This is a genomic window from Nannocystis pusilla (genome assembly GCF_026626665.1).
GTDB classification, from domain to species: Bacteria; Myxococcota_A; Polyangia; order Nannocystales; family Nannocystaceae; genus Nannocystis; species Nannocystis pusilla.
Map to the genome: position 1 here is coordinate 4,626,082 of NZ_JAPNKE010000002.1, position 17,253 is coordinate 4,643,334.

Sequence of the window (17,253 nt, forward strand, 5' to 3'; positions counted from 1 at the left end):
CCCGGGTCACTCGCCGTCGCCGAGCGCCTCGACGACGCGCTCTTTCCATGATGTCCGAAAGAGCATGTCCGTCATGGCATGCCCTTTAGAACATGTCCATCCGAGCATGCTCCTTAACACATGCCTCGAGGGTCATCTCAGATCGCCGGGAAGCCGAGCGCCTGCTCGACCCCGGCGAGGGCCACGTGGTAGGCCGAGAGGGCGCGGAAGTAGGCCAGGTAGACCAACACGCGGGCCTCCTGGGCGCGCACCGCGACCAGGAACGGCGCCTGATTGGCGATGAAGGCCTGGCGCGCGTCCTCGTAGACGGCGTCGGCGGCGGGCAGCAGCTCGCCCTCGTACAGGCGCAGCTGCGACTGCTGGAACGACGCCAGCGCGACCGCGTCGGCCAGCTGGCGGGCGATCTCGTGGGCCAGCGCCGCGCCCTCCTGATCGATCTGCTCGCGGGTCGCCCGCACCTCCGCCAGCGGGCCCTGCTGGCGGTTCAGGATCGGCACCTCGAGCGACAGCATGAAGAACGCGCCCCACATCGGCTTGCCGCCCGGCACCATGTCGGGGCCCGCCGACACCACCATGTCGGGAGCTCGGTTGGCGCGGGCCAGCCGCTCCTCCTTGTTCACCACCTCGCGCGTGCTCTTCAGCCGGGCCAGCTCGGGCCGCCGGCGCAGCGCCTCGACGATCAGGTGGTCGTAGGCGGCCAGGAATTCGTTGCGCCAGTCGTCGTTGTGCAGGTCGAGCCAGCTCGGCGGTCGGTCGCGCGCCGGCGACACCAGCTCGAGCTCGACGCTCGGCGGGTTGCCGAGCAGGCTGTTGAGGCGGATGTCGGCCTGGAGGTGCTCGAACTTGGCCTGCTCGAGCGCCTGGCGGGCGTGCAGGCGGGTCGTGGTGGCCTCGAGCACGTCGGCGCGGGGGATGTCGCCGGGCAGCGCCTCGGCCTGGCCGAGCAGCTCGTCGACGCTGCGGATCAGCGCGATGAATTGGGCCTCGCGCTCCTGGGCGAAGAACGCCTCCATGTACGTGCGCCGGGCCTCGGCCCGCAGCGTCGCCGCCAGGATCCGCAGGTCCGCCTCGTGGACCCCGACCTGCGCGCCGGCGACCTCGACCCGGCGCCGGCGCTTGCCGAGCTCGAACGTCTGCGTGATCCCGAGGCGATAGGTGTACTCGGCCGTGCCGTTGTCCGAGAGGATGTACGGGTTCGGGATCGACGAGCGCTGCGTCAGCACGCGGGCGTCGAGCACCCCGCGCTGGGCCTTGAGCGCCGCCATCCGCGGGTGGTTCGTCTCGACCGCGCGGACCACCCGCTCGACCGTCCAGCGCTGCACCGGCCCGGGCCGCAGCGGCGCCGGGGCCAGCTCGCGCGGCTCCGGCTTGCCCAGCGGCCGCGTGTCGACCGGAGGCACCCCCGTGGTCGCCGGCGGCCCCGCCGCGGCCTGGCTCATACCTGTCCCAAAGTACAGCATGGCGATGCACGCCGGGGCGCGGAGCGAGGCGAAGAGCGACATGGACTTCATCGTTGTACACCGGGATCTCCCGGACGACCGGGACATGCTGCGTTCTTCATGCGCGAAATCGCGCACGCATCGCCCGAGCCGCGGTGCGGTGATTCGCCGGCCCGCCGCGAATCACCGCACCTGCATCGCGCCGAATCGCATTCGTGCTACCGACAATGGCGCGCTCCTCCGCACTCGGGCCTGCCCGGCCATTGCCGCGACCTCGCGCGGGCAGCCCTGAATCGACCGCCGCGTGCGGGCCGGCGCGACGGGCGGCGGCAGCGCGCGGCGGACGAGGCCGGAGGCCCCGGGGAGACCCGCAGGACTGTGCGCTGGATCGCGGTCGGGTCGCGCGGCGCGCTGGGCCCCGCGCCGGCCGGCGTGACCCTGCCGGGGCGCACGGTCCCCAGGGTCGCTGGCCCCGCGCGCCGGCGGTGAGCGCCGCGCCCGGCGCTATCGATGGAGTCATGGACGTCAACTCCTCGTCCCAATCCATCACTCGCCGCGAAGAGGTCCAAGCCGCGATGAGCGGCTCGGGGGCCGCCGTGTCCGGCCACGGCCTGCGGACCCGGGTGCCGCTGCTGGAGCGCCTGTTCGCGCCGGTCGACATCGCCTCCCTGGTGTGTTTCCGGGTCGCGTTCGGCCTGCTGATGCTCGTCGACCTGTGGCGCTATTACGGCAAGATCGGCGCGACCTACATCCAGCCGGGCTTTCACTTCACCTATTACGGGTTCGATTGGGTGCAGCCCTGGCCGGGCGACGGCATGTACGTGCATTTCCTCGTGCTCGCCCTCGCCGCCGCCTGCGTGATGATCGGCTTCTGCTACCGCGTCGCCGCCACCGTGTTCTTCCTCGGCTTTAGCTACTGGTTCCTGCTCGAGCAGGCGCGCTACCTCAATCACTTCTATCTGCTCGCCCTGATCGCCTTCGTCATGATCTTCGTCCCGGCGGCCCGCGCCTTCTCGGTCGACGCCTGGCTGCGGCCGCGGCTGCGCGCGGCCAAGGTGCCGGCCTGGGCCCTGTGGTTCGTCCGCTTCCAGATCGCCGTGCCCTACGTGTTCGGCGGGATCGCCAAGCTCAACGGCGATTGGTTGCAGGGCGAGCCGATGCGCATGTGGCTGGCCGCGCGGGCCCATCGGCCGGTCATCGGGCCGCTCTTCACGCAGGAGTGGGTCGTCTATTTCTTCAGCTGGGGCGGCATGCTGTTCGACCTGCTGATCGTCCCGGGCCTGTTGTGGCGCAAGTCGCGGCCGTACGCGTTCGTCGCCGCCTTGCTGTTCAACCTCATCAACGGCTACGTGTTCACGATCGGCATCTTCCCGTGGGTGATGGCCGCCGCCACCCTGATGTTCTTCGAGCCCGACTGGCCGCGGCGCTTCGGCCACTCCCTCTCCCGCGTGTTCGGCCTCAAGACCCGCGCTCGCTTCGACCCGTGGCTCGCCGTGCGCTCGCGTCCGCCGGTCACCCTCTCGCTGCGCCCCGGCCTGCGCCGCGGTCAACGGGTGACCCTCGCCCTGCTGGCCACGTACTGCGGCTTCCAGCTGCTGTTCCCGCTGCGCCACTGGCTCTACCCCGGCGACGTCGCGTGGACCGAGGAGGGCCACAAGTTCTCGTGGCGGATGAAGCTGCGCGACAAGGAGTCGCGGGTCCGCTTCCTCGCCACCGACCCGCACGAAGAGCGGACATGGGAGGTCGACGCGCGCCAGTACCTCACCAGCTGGCAGCGCACCGAGATGTCGGCCCGGCCCGAGATGATCCTGCAGTTCGCGCATCACCTCGCGGCCGACCTGCGCGCGCAGGGCCACGAGGACATCCAGATCCGCGCGATCGCCAGCGTGTCGCTGAACGGTCGCCCGCCGCAATTGATGATCGACCCGGAGATCGATCTCGCCAGGGAGCCGCGATCGATCTGGCCGGCGCGGTGGATCTTGCCGATGGCCGAGCCCGCGCTGGCCCCCGAGCGGCACCTCTGAGACGACGTGCCTGCGCCGGGCGCTCGCGCGGCCCGGCGCGTCTCAGGGCACGTCGAACTGCTGCGTGAACCCGGCCACCTGGATCGACCAGGTGCCGCTCGTCAGGTTCGACAGCTCGGCGGAGATGGTGTACTTGCACACGCAACTATCCATCGGATTGCCGCCGATGTCATAGACGACGAGGATGCTGTGGTTGTCCAGCAGCTTGACGTTGGGAGAGAACGTCAGGTTGCAGGCCGCGTCGTGGCCGAGCTCGGTGAAGCGGATGTGGCCCGGGCCGAGCACGTCGACCACCAGCGAGCCGACGGCGTCCTCCATGTCGGGGCAGAACGCCATCTGCTGGCCGACGTCGACCCCGCATTCCTGCGCCGACGTCACGCAGGAGGGAGTGGCCCCGGAGGTGGTGGTGCTGGTCGGCTCGGCGGTGCCCTCCGAGGTCGTCGTCGTCGTCGTCGACGGCTCCTCGGTGGTGGTCGAGGTCGTGGTCGACGTGCCGGTCGGCTCGGCGGTGCCGGTGGTCGAGCTGGAGTCGGTCGAATCGGAGGTGGAGCCGCACGCCGAGATCAGGGCGACGGCCAGGGCAATGGATGGGCGGTGCATGGACCCTCAGGTCCGCGAGGTTACCCGGTATTCAGTGGAGTTGCGCTCGCCGCGGCGCGTGACCTGCCCGGAGGTCACCAGGCGATGGAGGGCGATGCGGACCTGATTGTCGGAGCCGCCGACGTGGGCCCGCAGCTGCGAGGCGCCGATCCACCCGCTCGTCTGCTGCAGGAGATTCATGACCGCCGCGTCATAATTGGCGCGGCCCTCGAGCGTGCGCGCCGAGACCACGAGCGGACGTCCGCGCTTGCTCGGGGGTGGCAGACTGACAACGTCGTCGTCGTCGTCGCGGGCGACGTCGTATTGCGCCCCCGGGATCCACGAGTAACGCGCGGGCTTGCCCTCGCTGCGGACCTTGCCGGCCTTGATCAGCTCGGTGACGGCGCGGTACATCGTGCTCGGGCTGCCGCCGAGCTTGGCCCGCAGTTCACCGGATGTCAGCCCGGTCCCTGCGGCCTGCAGCATCTCGACGATGGAAGACACGTAGTCGCTGCTGGTGGCGCTCGGCGAGCGTCCGGACCGCACCGGCGCAGACGCGTCTGCCCTGGACGCCCGTCCGCCCTCGCGCCTCCCCCTTGCCGCTCGGCTTGCCTGCATCGCCCGCCCCGGCGTTCTGGCTGAGCTCGGCGAGCTTGAGGTTGTCGAGACCGCGTCCGAGTGGGCTCGTCAGGATCTCGCGCAGATCGCCGAGGGTGAGCTCCGTGAAGCGCTGCCGCAGCACTTGGGCCAAAAGGATGGCCTGGTGCTCCGCGACGCTGCGCTGCAGATCGGACCGGAGGCGGTGGAGGATGCTCATGCGCCAGATATGCCGCAAACCTCTGGCTGAGTCACGACATAATTCGTCAGCGGCGCATCCGAACCCATTCGCGTCTCCGCCCACTCGTCTTCTCCACCATCTGCGTGTGAACAGCCCCCTGCACCGTCTTTACGCCGTGTTTATGGAGCCGGACCGCATTGGCGTCCGCACACGAGGAGCACAGGACACGCCGCCTGACGATTCACCGAGCGCCCTGCCCCCCGCGCGCTGACCCCAGTTCAATACCGGTACGATTACGCCAACTTGCCGGCGCCTCTTCGATCGCGGGACAGGACCTCACGGCAGATTGCGACGACCACCGCCGCAGCGAACCGGCCTCGTCGCGCCGTCCCGCGGACGCGCCTGTCGACCGCGAGAGGCGAGAGAACACCGTTCTGCTCCAGGTTTCACGGCGGGCTGGAGGCGCGCTGCGAATAAACAGCGATCGACCGCCTGCGATCGCCTGTGCACATCCAACCGTTACGCTCGGGGGCATGAAGCGGATCGGACGGAATGTGAGCACCGGTCTGCCAGCGCGAATGGCCGCAGTCACGGTCTCGCCCGCGACCGGCGACCGCGGGTATCACCTCACGCGAAGGACAGCCCTGCGCCCGCATCCTGCATCCCCTGAGGTCGGCGACCGCGGCCATTGATCGCAGCGAACGGTTGCGATCTGACAGCGCCGCAGTGCGCGACGTCACCAGCCGGGACGCTCCGACGAAATGGCGTGTCCGTCGACGCCTCGCCATCGACCTGCATCCGCGCTCAGCCGACGCCCGATCGGAATTGATCGACCGCACAGTCGGGGCGGCGCATCGCTCTCTGTTCGAAAGGACATGTCCTCTTCGCCATCGGCCCGATCTCGCGCCTGCCCGGGCGACCGCGCCGCCGGGGGCGAAGCCCTTCCCTGCCCGGCCCGCCCCGCGCTACCGTCCGGGGCCCGCATGCCCGTCCGCCGCGTCCGCACGCCGCTCGTCGCCCGCCTGCGCTTCCTGGCGTACGCCCTGCGTCTGCTGGCGCCCCGGCTGGCGATCCTGGCCGGGCTGACGATCGCCGGCGGCCTCACGCTGCAGGCGCGCGGGAGCGCGCAAGAGGTCGCCGGCCTCGACTTCGTCGGCGCCTGCTATCAGGTCTACACCCAGCTGTTCTTCGAGCACGTCAGCGGCCTGCCCGACGACTGGGTCCTGCGCCTGATGTACTTCACGGTCCCGATCGCCGGGGCCTTCGTGGTCGCCGAGGGCCTGTTGAAGGTGGGCCTGTCGCTGTTCGACTTCAACAACCACCAGACCGCGTGGATCCGCATCATGGCCCAGACCTACCGCGATCACATCATCCTGATCGGCCTCGGCCACGTCGGCTACCGCGTGCTCGAGGAGCTGCTGGCCCGCGGACGGCCGGTCATCGTCGTCGAGGCCCGCGGCGAGGGCCCGTTCGTCGAGGAGGCGCGGGCCCGCAACGTACCGCTGGTGATCGGCGACGCCCGCCGCGAGAGCCTGCTGCGCGACCTCGGCCTCGACCACGCCGCCTGCCTGATCGCCTGCACCGACGACGACCTCGTCAACCTCGAGGTCGGCCTCGACGCCCGCCAGATCAACCCCAACATCCGCCTCGTCATGCGCTTCTTCGACCAGAACATGGCGCGCAAGCTCGGCAAGGCGTTCTCGGTCGACTCGATCTTCTCCACCTCCGCGATCTCGGCGCCGCTGTTCGCCGCCGCCGCCCTCGACGAGCGGATCCACGGCGCCTACCGCATGGGCGACACGCTCATGGCCACGCTCGAGCTCGAGATCACCCCGACCAGCCCGCTCGTCGGCAAGAACGCGACCGAGATCCGCGCCCTCCTCGACGCCCCCGTGGTCGGCCTCCGCCGCGACAAGGAGCCGCCCACCCATCGCTTCGACCGCACCGAGCCCCGCCGCGCCGGCGAGAGCGTGATCCTCCACGTGGCGGTCGACGAGATCGCCGCCGTCAAGGCCCGCGCCCGCGGCTGACGCGGAGCGAGCCCTTCGAGCATTCCCTTCATATCCATGGAAGTACGCCGCAGCCCTCTCCGCGCCGCTTCGCGCAGAAGCGCCGACGCTTCCGCGGTCGCGCGGCCCGGCGCATACTGGCGGCGATGCTCCGCAGCGCTGCCCTCGGCCTCGTCTCGCTGCTCGCCTGCGACTCCGCCGGCGTCGCCCCGCCGGCCGCGCCACCGCCGGCCGGCAGCTCGCATGTCTCTCCGGACAGGTCCTCGAGGACAGGTCCCGAGGAACATGCTGCCAAGGACATGTCTACGGATGCGCCTCCTACCGCTTCGTCCCCTGTCCCCGCGGACAGCGCAGCGAAGCCCGACCTCCCGTCGCTGGCGCAGTACACCTGGTTGACCGAGGCGGGCGGCGACCCGCCCGGGCGCGAGCAGCTGGCCGCCGCGATCGCCCCGCCCGCGGGGGCGCGCCGGGCCCCGCTGCCGGCGGGCAGCTTCGGCGCCTGGCTGCGCGGCTTGCCGCTGTTGCCCGAGGGCACCTCCGTGCTGCTCTACAACGGCGACACCAAGCCCAACCAGGCCGCCCACGTCCGCGTCGTCGACCTCGACGTCGGCGACCGCGATCTCCAGCAGTGCGCCGACGCGGTCATGCGCTTGCGCGTCGAGTACCAGTGGGCGGCCGACCAGCGGCGCGCGATCGCCTTCAAGCTGACCGACGGCACCCCGTGGGACTTCGCCTCCTACCTCGGCGGGACCCGCCTCAAGCTGGTCGGCAAGAAGGCCGAGCGCGTGCCCGGCAGCCCGCGTCCCGCCACCCGCGAGACCCTGCGCGGCTACATGCGCACGCTCTTCACCTACGCCGGCACCGCTTCGATCGCCGCCGAGCTGCCGCGCCGTGAGCTCGCCGCGCTGACCGCCGGCGACGTCCTGGTCCAGGGCGGCTTCCCCGGCCACGCCGTCCTCGTCCTCGACGTCGCCGAGGACGATCGCGGCGCCCGCTACTTCCTGCTCGGCCAGAGCTACATGCCGGCCCAGCAGTTCCACGTGCTCAAGAACCCCGGCGACGCGACGCTGTCGCCGTGGTACCGCGCCGACGCGCTGAAGACCGGCGCGATGACCCCCGAGTGGGGCCCCTTCACCGACCGCGACCTCCGCCGCTTCCGCGACGGCTGAGCCGCCTGTCTTTCAGGACATCCGCCCCGCGCGCCGGCCAGCGCCGCCTCGTCGCACGTCTCGGCTGCCGCCGCGAGGTCCGACCGCCCTCGCCGGCGAAGACATCTGACAACGCCCGCTCGAGCATGCCCGCTCGCGCCCGCTCGCGCAGCTCTCTCGCCAGCACGCCCGACACGCTCCTGCCCCGCGCTCTCGCGCTGGGCCGCGAGCTCGTCGACGTGCCCCTGCCCGATCGAGCATGCTCCAACGCGCATGCTCGGAAGGACATGTCGCATCCGACATGTCCTTCCGCGCACTTCTCGAGCGAGACCTCGGCCTCAGCTCGGGTCTTCGAGCAGCTCGGCGCGGATCACCACCGGCCCGTTGCGGTCCTTCTTGACCGTCGCGGTGACCTGGACCGGGAAGCGGCCGGGCTTGCGGACCTCGATGCGGTGGATCCCCGGCGCCAGCAGCAGCGGGCCGGTCTCGGGCTCTTGCAGCACCTTGACCTGGCCGACGTAGTTGCCGTCGACGAACACCTCGGCGTCGAAGTCGCCGGGGGCCACCTCGAGCACCAGCGGGGCCGACTGCTCGGCGCCGCTGAGTTCGCCGCGCTTGCAGCCGCCGGCCAGCGCCAGCGTCAGCGCGAGCGCGCCGATCCGTCCCATCCACCCCCACTTGCTCAACCTATTGCAGCCGCGCGTGTACGACATCGGGCGCCTCCACCTCCAACGCCACGAGCGTCGCCCCGGGCACCTGCACCGCGGCGAGTCGCTCCTGAGCTCGGCCGCGCTGAGCGGGCCGTCGATCTTCAACGTCACCGAGCCGTCGCCGCCGACCGCGGCCACCTTGACCGCCTGGGCCCCGATCACCGACTCGGCGATCACGCGCTCGAGCCGCCGCACTCGCGCGGCCGGCCACGGGGTGCTGAGGCGCAGGCGCAGGCCGCCGGCTGTCTGCACGGACATGGCCCCCGAGACCTGATTCGAGGCGCTCTCGAGGGCCGAGGCCGCTGCTGCCGCCGCGTCGGGCGCGAAGCCGGTGGCGGTCGCCGAGGCGGCGCCGTCGCGGCCCTCGCCGCGCAGGACCACGGCCGCCTCGACCACGACGCCGCGGGGATACGCGACGGTGCCGAGCTCGCGACAGCGGAGCTCGAGGGTGCGGGCCGAGGCGGCAGAGATCGTCCCGCCGCGGCCGTCGCGGAGCAGGCCCGCCTTGATCCACCGCTGCGCCACGGCCTCGGCGGCCCCCTCGGCACAGCCCTCGCCGCGCACGGCCACCAGCGCCGGGCCCTCCTTCGCCGCCGGCGCGACCGGCAGGGCCAGCACCTTGGACAGCCGTCCGGTGTCGATCTCCACCGAGACCACCGCCGTCGCCGTCGCCCCGTCGTCGCCCTGCTGCAGCACCCGGTAGGCCCGCGTCCACACCGCGGCGTCGTCGAGGATCTTCTTGCGCTGGACGGCGTCGGGAGGCCCGACCTGCTCGAGCGCCGCCTCGAGCGCCGCCCGCCGCGCCCGCTCGAGCGCCTGGTTGCGAGCCTTGAGGCTGTCGACCTTCTCGCTGATCGGCGCGTGCCCGGTGCCCGCGAACGGGGCGGCCCAGGCCGGCAAACCGCCGAGGAGGACCGCCAGCAGCGACGCCGCCGCGGCGAGGCCCCGAGGGCACGGCCGCGACCGAAGGTCTCGCCTCGCGGATGTCCCGGCATGGCCCCCAGAGCCTGACAGAGTGCCGCGCCGCGACGCAAGTATGTCGCAATTTTCACCAGCGGCCCCGGATGCGCGGTGGCAAACTCGTCGCCGCCGCGATACACCCGCGCGGCAGAGCACCATGCGGAACCCGTTTCCCGGTCATCGTCGCTACAGCATCACCCACCGCGCCGTGCAGCGCCTGCGCGAGCTCGTCCCCACGCTGGGGGAGGACGACGACGAGGCCCTGCGCGACCGCCTCGACCACGCGATCACCAACGCCGAGGACTCGGGCAAGGCCGTGCGCACGCTCGATGTCATGCTCGCCGAGCCGCAGATCTTGATCCCGCTCGAGAGCTTCGGCGACGTGCTCTACGCCATCATCAAGGAGGACACCGTCGTCACCGTGCTGCCGCGCGGCCACGGCGAGGAGATCCTCCAGCGCGGTCAGGCGCTGGAGCAGCGGGTCGCCGCCGGCGAGCCTGCCCCGCGGCCCGGCGAGCGCGACGACGCGTGGGAGCGCCGGCGTTGGCGCCGCGACGCCCCGGCGCCGGTCATCGAGCGCGTGCGGGCCTCGGGCCCCGGCGAGCGCGCGGACGAGGTCCCCGGTGCGGCCGCGCCGGCGAGCGACGAGGTCCCCGCCGCGAGCGCCGCGCCCGAGGTCGCCGAGCCCGCCGCCCCCGCCGAGCCCGAGATCATCACCCGGCCCACGCGCGCGCCCGACGCGGCCGCCCGTCGCGTGGTCGGGGGCCAGCGGATCATCGCCGGCGCCGCGGCCCAGCCGCCGGAGCGCAAGCGGCCGAGCAACCCGATCGCCGAGGCCCTCGCCCGCGGCTTGGCGCTCGGCAAGCGGCGCGCGGCCACCCGCGCGCTCGGCGAGGCTTTGCGCGAGCAGCCGGCCGACGCCTCCCTGCAGCCGCTGTGGAACCTGCTCGGCGAGAAGGGTCTGCCCGAGGCGCTCACCGTCGGCGACCTCGTGGCCGCCGTGCGCGGTCTGCCCGGCTGAGCATCCCTTTGCACACCTCGCGGCCGGTTCGTCCGACGGCTGCAGCTCCGGCCCGGTCCGCCTCAGGCGCGCCGGGCCGGCTGCGTTTTGCGAAATCGAGGTCGGCCCCCGGTGTTCCCCGGCGCGAACGCGCGCGCGGCGAGACGACGATCGCGGGATGGGGGCCGGCATCGCCCCGCTTTCACGCGCCTGGGGTATGCTGACACGACCCGTCATTCATGCGGATCGTGCCACCCAACTCGACAGCGACCGGCGAGGAGGCTCCCGCCGAGGCCGAAAAGGCCGCGCCGATCGAGCCGAGCCCCGTCGTGAACAGCGTAGCCCCGACGACGACCGAGGTGTCGGTGGCCGCTCCGCCGCCTGACTACAGCAACCTGGTCGGCACCGTGCTCGCCGACCGCTATCGCCTGCTCAAGCGGATCGGCGAGGGCGGCATGGGCTCGGTGTACCAGGCCGAGCACATCACGATCGGTCGCAAGCTGGCGATCAAGGTGCTCTCGCCCGAGTACGGCGACAGCCCCGAGATCATCGCGCGCTTCCTGCAAGAGGCCCGCACGGCCTCGATGCTGCACCACGAGCACATCGTCGACATCACCGACTTCGGCTACACGAAGCAGGGCCTCGCGTTCCTGACGATGGAGTACCTCGAGGGCGAGGACCTTGCGACGATGCTCGCGCGCGAGGGCCGGCAGCCGTGGACGCGGGTGCGCCGGATCCTCCTCCAGATCTGCCGCGCCCTCGACGCCGCCCACGAGGCCGGCATCGTCCACCGCGACATGAAGCCGGACAATTGCTTTCGCATCAAGCGCGGCGGCAACCCGGACTTCATCAAGATCCTCGACTTCGGCATCGCCAAGGTCATCGTCGACGGCACCGCCAGCGGCCGCGCCGATCGCCAGAAGATGGCGACCGAGGCCGGCACGTTGCTCGGCACGCCCGAGTACATGGCCCCCGAGATCGCCCGCGATCAGAAGCCCGACGCGCGCGTCGACGTGTACTCGGTCGGCGTCGTGATGTACGAGCTGCTGACCGGCAGCGTGCCGTTCAAGGGCCAGACCTTCATGGCCACGGTGGCCATGCAGATGGTCGACGAGCCCGAGGCGCCGCGCCATCGCGCCCCGGACGCCGGCATCCCCGAGTCGATCGAGAGGATCGTCCTCCAGGCGCTGCGCAAGGATCCCGCCGAGCGCTTCCAGACCATCCGCGAGTTCGCCGACGCGATCATCGAGGCCGACCGGGCGCTGCGCTACACGCAGAACGTCGGGCCGCTGAGCTGGGAGCCCGACGAGTTCGGCGTCCAGGGCAGCACCGACGACGTGCTCACCACCGAGTCGACCGCGCGGCCGCTGCCCGACGGGCTGCGCCACCCGACCCCGCGCCACGCCCATCCGACGCCGGGCCACATCACGCCGCCGCCGCGCAAGAGCCCCACGGGGTCGGTCGCCGCGCGCCTGCCCCCCGAGCCCGCTCCGCCGCCGCCGGTCCTGCCGACCGAGGTCTACGACGAGCCCAGCAACTTCACCGCCCGCCCCAACCCGTACCGCGCGCTGGCCGGGCTGCTCCTCCTCGTCGTCGTCGGCCTCGGCGGCCTCGTCTACTACCTCCTGAACCGCGAGCCCGAGGCGACCGAGACGCACGAGCCCGGCGCCCCCGTCGTCATCTCGCCCACGCACGAGGCCAGCACGGGCGAACAGCCCGGCGCCCCGGAGCCCGAGAAGAAGGACGACGACAAGAAGGACGACGACAAGAAGGACGACGAGCCCAAGAAGAAGCGCGACAAGCCCGACGACGACGACAAGCCGCACAAGAAGAGCCCGACGCAGCAGCTCGTCCCGTCGACCGACGAGGAGCGCAAGGAGTTCTTCGGCGCCCTCGCCAGCGACGTCCGCCGCTGCGCCAGCCAGCACGAGGCCGCCAAGGAGCTCGTGCGCGTCGCCGTCAACGTCGAGGCCGGCACCGGCAAGCTCGACGCCGACGTGCGCTCGCACAAGGGCAACGCGGCGTTCGCCGACTGCGTCGTCAAGGCCTTCGAGAAGCGCCGCTTCAAGAAGGGCAAGCTGGCGTTCGTCTACAACAGCGACTACGAGATCTAGCCCGCGAGGGACATGCTCTCGGGGACATGCCCCGCGAGACATGGCCCAGCGGACATGCTCCTTGGAGCATGTCCACTGCGACCGCCCGCTTCGCAGCCGCGACGAATCGCCCCGCCTCGCCGCCCGCGCCTCCGACCGACTCCGGGGCCCCTCCCGCCCCGCCTCGCGGCCGCGACGGATCGCCCCGCCTCGCCGCTCGCGCCTCCGGCCGACTCCGGGGCCCCTCTCGCCCCGCCTCTCGCCCGTGACGGATCGCCCGCCTCGCCGCTCGCGCCTCCGACCGACTCCGGGGCCCCTCCCGCCCCGCCTCGCGGCGGCCCTCTCCGCGGCTGTCCCTTCGGCCAGCTCTCCGCGCCACGTCCGGCGCGGGCGCGACCGGCCCGCGACATGACCCGCTCGCCCGCTCAGGCGCCGCCGGCCGCGGTCGCCAGGCGGGCGGCGTCGGCGACCGGCTGCAGCACCACTCGAGCGAGCCCGCGGAGCAGCGGCTCGCCCGCGATCACGCGCGCCAGCGGCGGGCTGTGGGCGTAGTAGAAGCGGACCAGATCGGCGCCGGTGGCCGAGGGCTTCAGCCAGGCGTCGCGGAAGGCCCGCAGGGCCGCGACCTGGGCGGCCCACGGGGCTCGAACGCCGCGGTGGCGACGAAGCAGAACGAGTCGACCGTCTGGAACTTCTGCGCGGTGGTCGTCGCGCTGACCGTGGCGATCGGGCTGTGGTTGGTGCAGCTGTCCTCGTAGAGCACCGCGAACTGGTAGGTGAAGTCGCCCCACAGCTGGGCGACCTCGACGGTGGTCGGCTGTCCGAGCGGCGGGAGCGTGGTCGGGTCGATCGGCGGCACCTCGTAGGCGCCGTCGAACACCTCCGACGTCCACGTGACGTCCTCGCCGGTGACGTGGCGGATCTTCAGCCGCGCCGGCCTGAACTCGGGGTCGTCCTGCCGCGGCACCACGAAGGTCAGGCGCACGCGGTCGAAGTCGACCACCTCGGCCTGCAGGTCGGTGATCGGCGGCAGCTCGCGCAGTGGCAGCTGCCCTGCCAGCCCTCGCCGTCGCTGTCGCCGCCGTCGAGCCCGTCCTCGCCGTACGAGAACACGCCCCAGCGGAACGTGTCGCCGTTCTTCGTCATCGTCCGCAGGCGGTCGCCGCCGCTGCCGTCCGCCTCGCTGATCGTCGCGTCGCGCGGGTGGATCGTCCCGGTGGCCCCGTCCCAGTCGCCGTAGCCGCTGTAGCGGGTGGTGCCGGTGAAGCCGCGCTCGTTCGGGTCGAAGCGCACCTCGTACAGCACCGACGGCTGGCCCAGGTACTCGACCCCGTAGGTGCTGAGGCGCGGGTCGACGTAGTGGTCGTCCTCGCGGTCGAACGTGTAGGCCGCGTTCTGGTCGCGCTCGCGGCTGACCTCGACGCGGGCGGTCAGCGGGCCGCGGGCCGCCACCTCGGCCGGGATGAGGAACGCGGTGAACTCCTCGCGGTCGCCGACCGGCGTGGCCGCGGTGACGGAGTCGAGCTCGTTGATCGCCGCGTACTGCTTCGCGTCCGGCGAGTCGAGCATCGCGTCGAACACCATGAGGTCGTTGCGCGGCGGGTAGACGCTCTTGCCGCCCTCGGGGTCGAAGCGGCCCTTGTCGGTGCTGAAATTCTTCGGCGACGGGCACGTCATCGTGTCGACCACCACCGTCTCGTGCTCCGCCGGCGTCAGCGGGATGCAGAAGTAGTTCTCGGCGGTGCTGCTGTTCTCGTGCCAGCCGAGCGACTCGAGGTCGAGCGGCTCGCTGTCGAAGAAGATGATGCGCGGGTAGGTCTTGCCGGTGCGGTGGGCCCAGATCGGCAGCACCGACGGGCGCGGGCCGTAGGGCGCCCGCCAGCTCGACAGGAAGTCCCAGCGCCCCGGCCGGTTGCCGATCCCGTACTTGCCGGTCGCCTGGGTGACGAGGACGTCGAGCGCGTGCTCGCCGTCCCTGTCCTCGAGCCAGATCGCCAGCTGCACGTCGGGCACCGGCGTGTAGTGGAACTCGACCAGGACCGGCTCGGCCGCCCCGGCGCGCGCGGGCGCCAGCGCCCAGGTCGCCGCCAGCAGCCCCGCGAGCGCTCGCCGCCGCGCGGCCGTCGTCACGGCCTGCGCCCTGAAGGCGGCGGGGTCCCTCCTCGCGCGGGCGACCATCGCCGGGACCATACCACGCGGCCCCCGCCCGCGCTCGCCGACCTGCAGACGCGCGACCGACCTGGCGCCAGCGCGCGGACCGGGCCGGCCTCGCGCACGGTCCGCGTCAGGACCGACCTGCGCCCGGGGACACGTCGCAAGAGCCAGGACCTTCAAGACATGTCCGAGCGGACATGCCCTTTCAGTCCACCCGGTCCTTGCGCTCGATCAGCTCGATCTTGTAGCCGTCGGGGTCTTCGACGAAGGCGATCACCGTGGTGCCGTGCTTCATCGGCCCGGCCTCGCGGACGACCTTGCCGCCGCGGGCGCGGATCGCGTCACAGGCGGCCTTCGCGTCCTCGACCTCGAGCGCGACGTGGCCGTAGCCGGTGCCGAGCTCGTACTTCGGCGTGTCCCAGTTGTGCGTCAGCTCGAGCACCGCGGCCTCGGACTCCTCGCCGTAGCCGACGAACGCCAGGGTGAAGCGGCCGTCGGGGTAGTCGCGGCGCCGCAGCAGGCGCATGCCGAGGACCTCGGTGTAGAACGCCAGCGACTTCTCGAGGTCGCCGACGCGAAGCATGGTGTGAAGGATCCGCACGGTTCACTTCCCGCTGGGCTTGGCAGTGACTGCGCCGGCGGCCGGCGCGGCCGGGGCCGCGGCGCTGGGCGAGCCGGTGGCCGGACCTGCGGCCGCGCGCAGGGCCGCCTCGACGAAGCTGTCCGCCTTGCCCATCTCGGTCACGAGTTGGTCGCAGTTGGCGTAGTCCTTGATCGTCACGAAGTTCTCGGGCGGGTCGCGGAACTGGATCGGGTCGGCCTTGAGCGTGACCTCGCCGCCCCACGGCACCAGCTTGGTGGTCGACACGCCGGGCGCGTTGACCAGCGCGACCGCCACGCACGAGTTGTTCTGGCGCGTGAACAGCACCCCGATCGACATCGCGTCGCAGCCGGCCTTGGGGCACACGCGCTCGGGCGACGGGCGCACGTCGACCGGCCGCCCGGGCAGCGCCTTCTCGACCAGCTGCTTCATCTTCTGCTGGATCTGCTGGCCGTAGGCCTGGTTCTCGGCCGCGATCGCGCTGGGGATGATGCGGGGGAACAGCACCACCACCCCGCCGGCCACCCCCTTCGAGTGCGAGATCTCGGGGGCCAGGAAGCGCGTGTCGTTCGGCGAACCCGCGGCCACGCCGGTGCCCGCGCCGTTCTGGCCGCTCGCCGGGTCCGTGGTGCCGCCAGCCGCGCCGCCGCTCTGCGCGTCGCCCGGGGTGGTCCCCCCGTCGGGCGGGGGCGGGCCGCCGATCGTCGGGCCGGTGCCGCCGCCGGCGGTGTTGTCGGGGGCGGGGTCGTGCTGCCCGACGTGGTCGGGCTGCAACCCAGGCTCACGGCGGCGAGGACGAGGGCGAGGCGGGGGGTCGAGAGCATGGCCTCGATTGTACGAAAACGGCCCGTCCACGGCGAGAATTCGCCGGACCGGCCGGAGCTGCGGGCCCGGGTGGGGCCGTCTCGCCGCGGCTTTTCGCGATCATGTTCGATTTCGCCCCTCTTCGAGTACGCTGGTCGGACAGCGTCCTCATGAAGCGCAGCGAAAAGGCCCTCAAGATCCAGGCCGTCCTCGACCGCCTCTACCCGCAGCCCGCGGTCCCGCTGCTGCACGGCGATCCTTTCACCTTGTTGGTCGCGGTCGTCCTGTCGGCGCAGACCACCGACGCGCGGGTCAACCTCGTCACCCCGGAGCTGTTCCGCCGCGCGCCGACGCCCGAGGCGATGGCGGGCCTGAGCGAGGCCGAGATCCTCGGACTCATCCGCACCTGCGGCCTCGCGCCGGCCAAGGCCAAGAACATCCGCCGGCTGTCGCAGCTGCTGCTCGAGCGCCACGGAGGACATGTCCCGAAGGACATGGCCGCGCTCGAGGCCTTGCCGGGCGTCGGCCACAAGACCGCCAGCGTCGTCATGATCCAGGCGTTCGGCGTGCCGGCCTTCCCGGTCGACACCCACATCCACCGCCTGGCCGCCCGCTGGGGCCTGTCCGACGGCACCACCGTCGAGAGGACCGAGGCCGACCTCAAGGCGCTGTGGCCGGCCGACGCGTGGGCCAAGCTCCACCTGCAGATCATCTACTTCGGCCGCGAGTACTGCCCCGCCCGCGGCCACGACCCCAAGGTGTGCCCGATCTGCTCGTGGGCCGGCGTCAAGACCCGCCTGGCCGCCGAGGCCCGCGCCCGCGCGGCCGCCCGCGTCGCCGCGTCCGAGTGACGGCGGCGCGGCCGGCAGGTGCATTCGGGCATGTCCCACAGAACATGGCCGGACGGGCATGTTCTCCCGAACATGTTCCTCGAAACAGGCGGACAACGCCCGC

The 17,253-nt window shown here is 72.1% G+C and carries 15 protein-coding genes and 1 pseudogene; 6 read left to right on the forward strand and 10 right to left on the reverse strand.

The annotated features are described in order from the left end of the window. Window positions 1–137: 137 nt before the first annotated feature. Window positions 138–1,502: a TolC family protein gene (locus OV079_RS20345; RefSeq protein ID WP_267770499.1), complete on the reverse strand. Its 1,365-nt coding sequence runs from the start codon at window positions 1,500–1,502 to the stop codon at window positions 138–140. A gap of 455 nt (window positions 1,503–1,957) precedes the next feature. On the opposite strand from OV079_RS20345, the gene OV079_RS20350 reads away from it, so the two are divergent. Beyond that, complete coding sequence (locus OV079_RS20350; protein ID WP_267770500.1) at window positions 1,958–3,463, forward strand: HTTM domain-containing protein; 1,506 nt, start codon at window positions 1,958–1,960, stop codon at window positions 3,461–3,463. Between the two features lie 42 nt (window positions 3,464–3,505). On the opposite strand, the gene OV079_RS20355 is transcribed toward OV079_RS20350, so the two are convergent. Genes OV079_RS20355 through OV079_RS20365 form a run of 3 tightly spaced genes read right to left on the reverse strand, consistent with a single transcriptional unit; the run spans window position 3,506 to window position 4,859 of the window. Next, window positions 3,506–4,063, reverse strand: a complete 558-nt coding sequence (locus OV079_RS20355; protein WP_267770502.1) for a hypothetical protein — start codon at window positions 4,061–4,063, stop codon at window positions 3,506–3,508. Between the two features lie 6 nt (window positions 4,064–4,069). Then, window positions 4,070–4,546: a hypothetical protein gene (locus tag OV079_RS20360; protein WP_267770503.1), complete on the reverse strand. Its 477-nt coding sequence runs from the start codon at window positions 4,544–4,546 to the stop codon at window positions 4,070–4,072. Further along, window positions 4,491–4,859, reverse strand: coding sequence for a hypothetical protein (locus OV079_RS20365; RefSeq protein WP_267770504.1), 369 nt, complete (start codon window positions 4,857–4,859; stop codon window positions 4,491–4,493). Before OV079_RS20365 ends, OV079_RS20360 begins: the two co-directional genes overlap by 56 nt. Window positions 4,860–5,803: 944 nt before the next feature. Here OV079_RS20365 and OV079_RS20370 point away from each other — a divergent pair. Both OV079_RS20370 and OV079_RS20375 read left to right on the forward strand, forming a co-directional pair. Continuing rightward, window positions 5,804–6,850, forward strand: a complete 1,047-nt coding sequence (locus tag OV079_RS20370) for a potassium channel family protein (RefSeq protein WP_267770505.1) — start codon at window positions 5,804–5,806, stop codon at window positions 6,848–6,850. Between the two features lie 125 nt (window positions 6,851–6,975). Further along, a complete protein-coding gene (locus OV079_RS20375) occupies window positions 6,976–7,998 on the forward strand; it encodes a DUF4846 domain-containing protein (protein WP_267770506.1) in 1,023 nt (340 codons plus the stop codon). Between the two features lie 317 nt (window positions 7,999–8,315). Here the strand turns inward: OV079_RS20375 and OV079_RS20380 are convergent, their stop codons facing one another. Further along, window positions 8,316–9,587: a hypothetical protein gene (locus OV079_RS20380; protein ID WP_267770507.1), complete on the reverse strand. Its 1,272-nt coding sequence runs from the start codon at window positions 9,585–9,587 to the stop codon at window positions 8,316–8,318. 217 nt (window positions 9,588–9,804) lie between these two features. Between OV079_RS20380 and OV079_RS20385 the strand changes: the two genes are divergently transcribed. Next, window positions 9,805–10,668 (forward strand): hypothetical protein, encoded by an 864-nt coding sequence (locus OV079_RS20385; protein ID WP_267770508.1) that lies wholly within the window; start codon window positions 9,805–9,807, stop codon window positions 10,666–10,668. Between the two features lie 308 nt (window positions 10,669–10,976). Further along, window positions 10,977–12,761, forward strand: coding sequence for a serine/threonine-protein kinase (locus OV079_RS20390; RefSeq protein WP_267770509.1), 1,785 nt, complete (start codon window positions 10,977–10,979; stop codon window positions 12,759–12,761). Window positions 12,762–13,267: 506 nt separating this feature from the next. Here the strand turns inward: OV079_RS20390 and OV079_RS58245 are convergent. The 5 genes and pseudogenes from OV079_RS58245 to OV079_RS20410 all read right to left on the reverse strand — a co-directional run. Continuing rightward, window positions 13,268–13,357 (reverse strand): annotated as a pseudogene (locus OV079_RS58245) (hypothetical protein); the annotation flags it as partial. Then, window positions 13,330–13,743: a hypothetical protein gene (locus OV079_RS20395; RefSeq protein WP_267770510.1), complete on the reverse strand. Its 414-nt coding sequence runs from the start codon at window positions 13,741–13,743 to the stop codon at window positions 13,330–13,332. The pseudogene OV079_RS58245 and the gene OV079_RS20395, both read right to left, overlap by 28 nt. Then, window positions 13,716–14,918 carry a hypothetical protein gene (locus OV079_RS20400; protein WP_267770511.1) on the reverse strand — a complete coding sequence of 401 codons (1,203 nt, stop codon included), beginning with the start codon at window positions 14,916–14,918 and terminating at the stop codon, window positions 13,716–13,718. The genes OV079_RS20395 and OV079_RS20400 overlap by 28 nt, the downstream gene beginning before the upstream one ends. A gap of 181 nt (window positions 14,919–15,099) precedes the next feature. Then, window positions 15,100–15,495: a lactoylglutathione lyase gene (gloA, locus tag OV079_RS20405; protein ID WP_267770512.1), complete on the reverse strand. Its 396-nt coding sequence runs from the start codon at window positions 15,493–15,495 to the stop codon at window positions 15,100–15,102. A 3-nt stretch (window positions 15,496–15,498) separates the two neighbouring features. Continuing rightward, window positions 15,499–16,269 (reverse strand): hypothetical protein, encoded by a 771-nt coding sequence (locus OV079_RS20410; protein WP_267770513.1) that lies wholly within the window; start codon window positions 16,267–16,269, stop codon window positions 15,499–15,501. Between the two features lie 200 nt (window positions 16,270–16,469). On the opposite strand from OV079_RS20410, the gene nth reads away from it, so the two are divergent. Then, the gene (gene nth, locus OV079_RS20415) at window positions 16,470–17,150 is read left to right on the forward strand and encodes an endonuclease III (protein ID WP_267770514.1); all 681 of its coding nucleotides are present in this window, start codon (window positions 16,470–16,472) and stop codon (window positions 17,148–17,150) included. Window positions 17,151–17,253 lie beyond the last annotated feature (103 nt).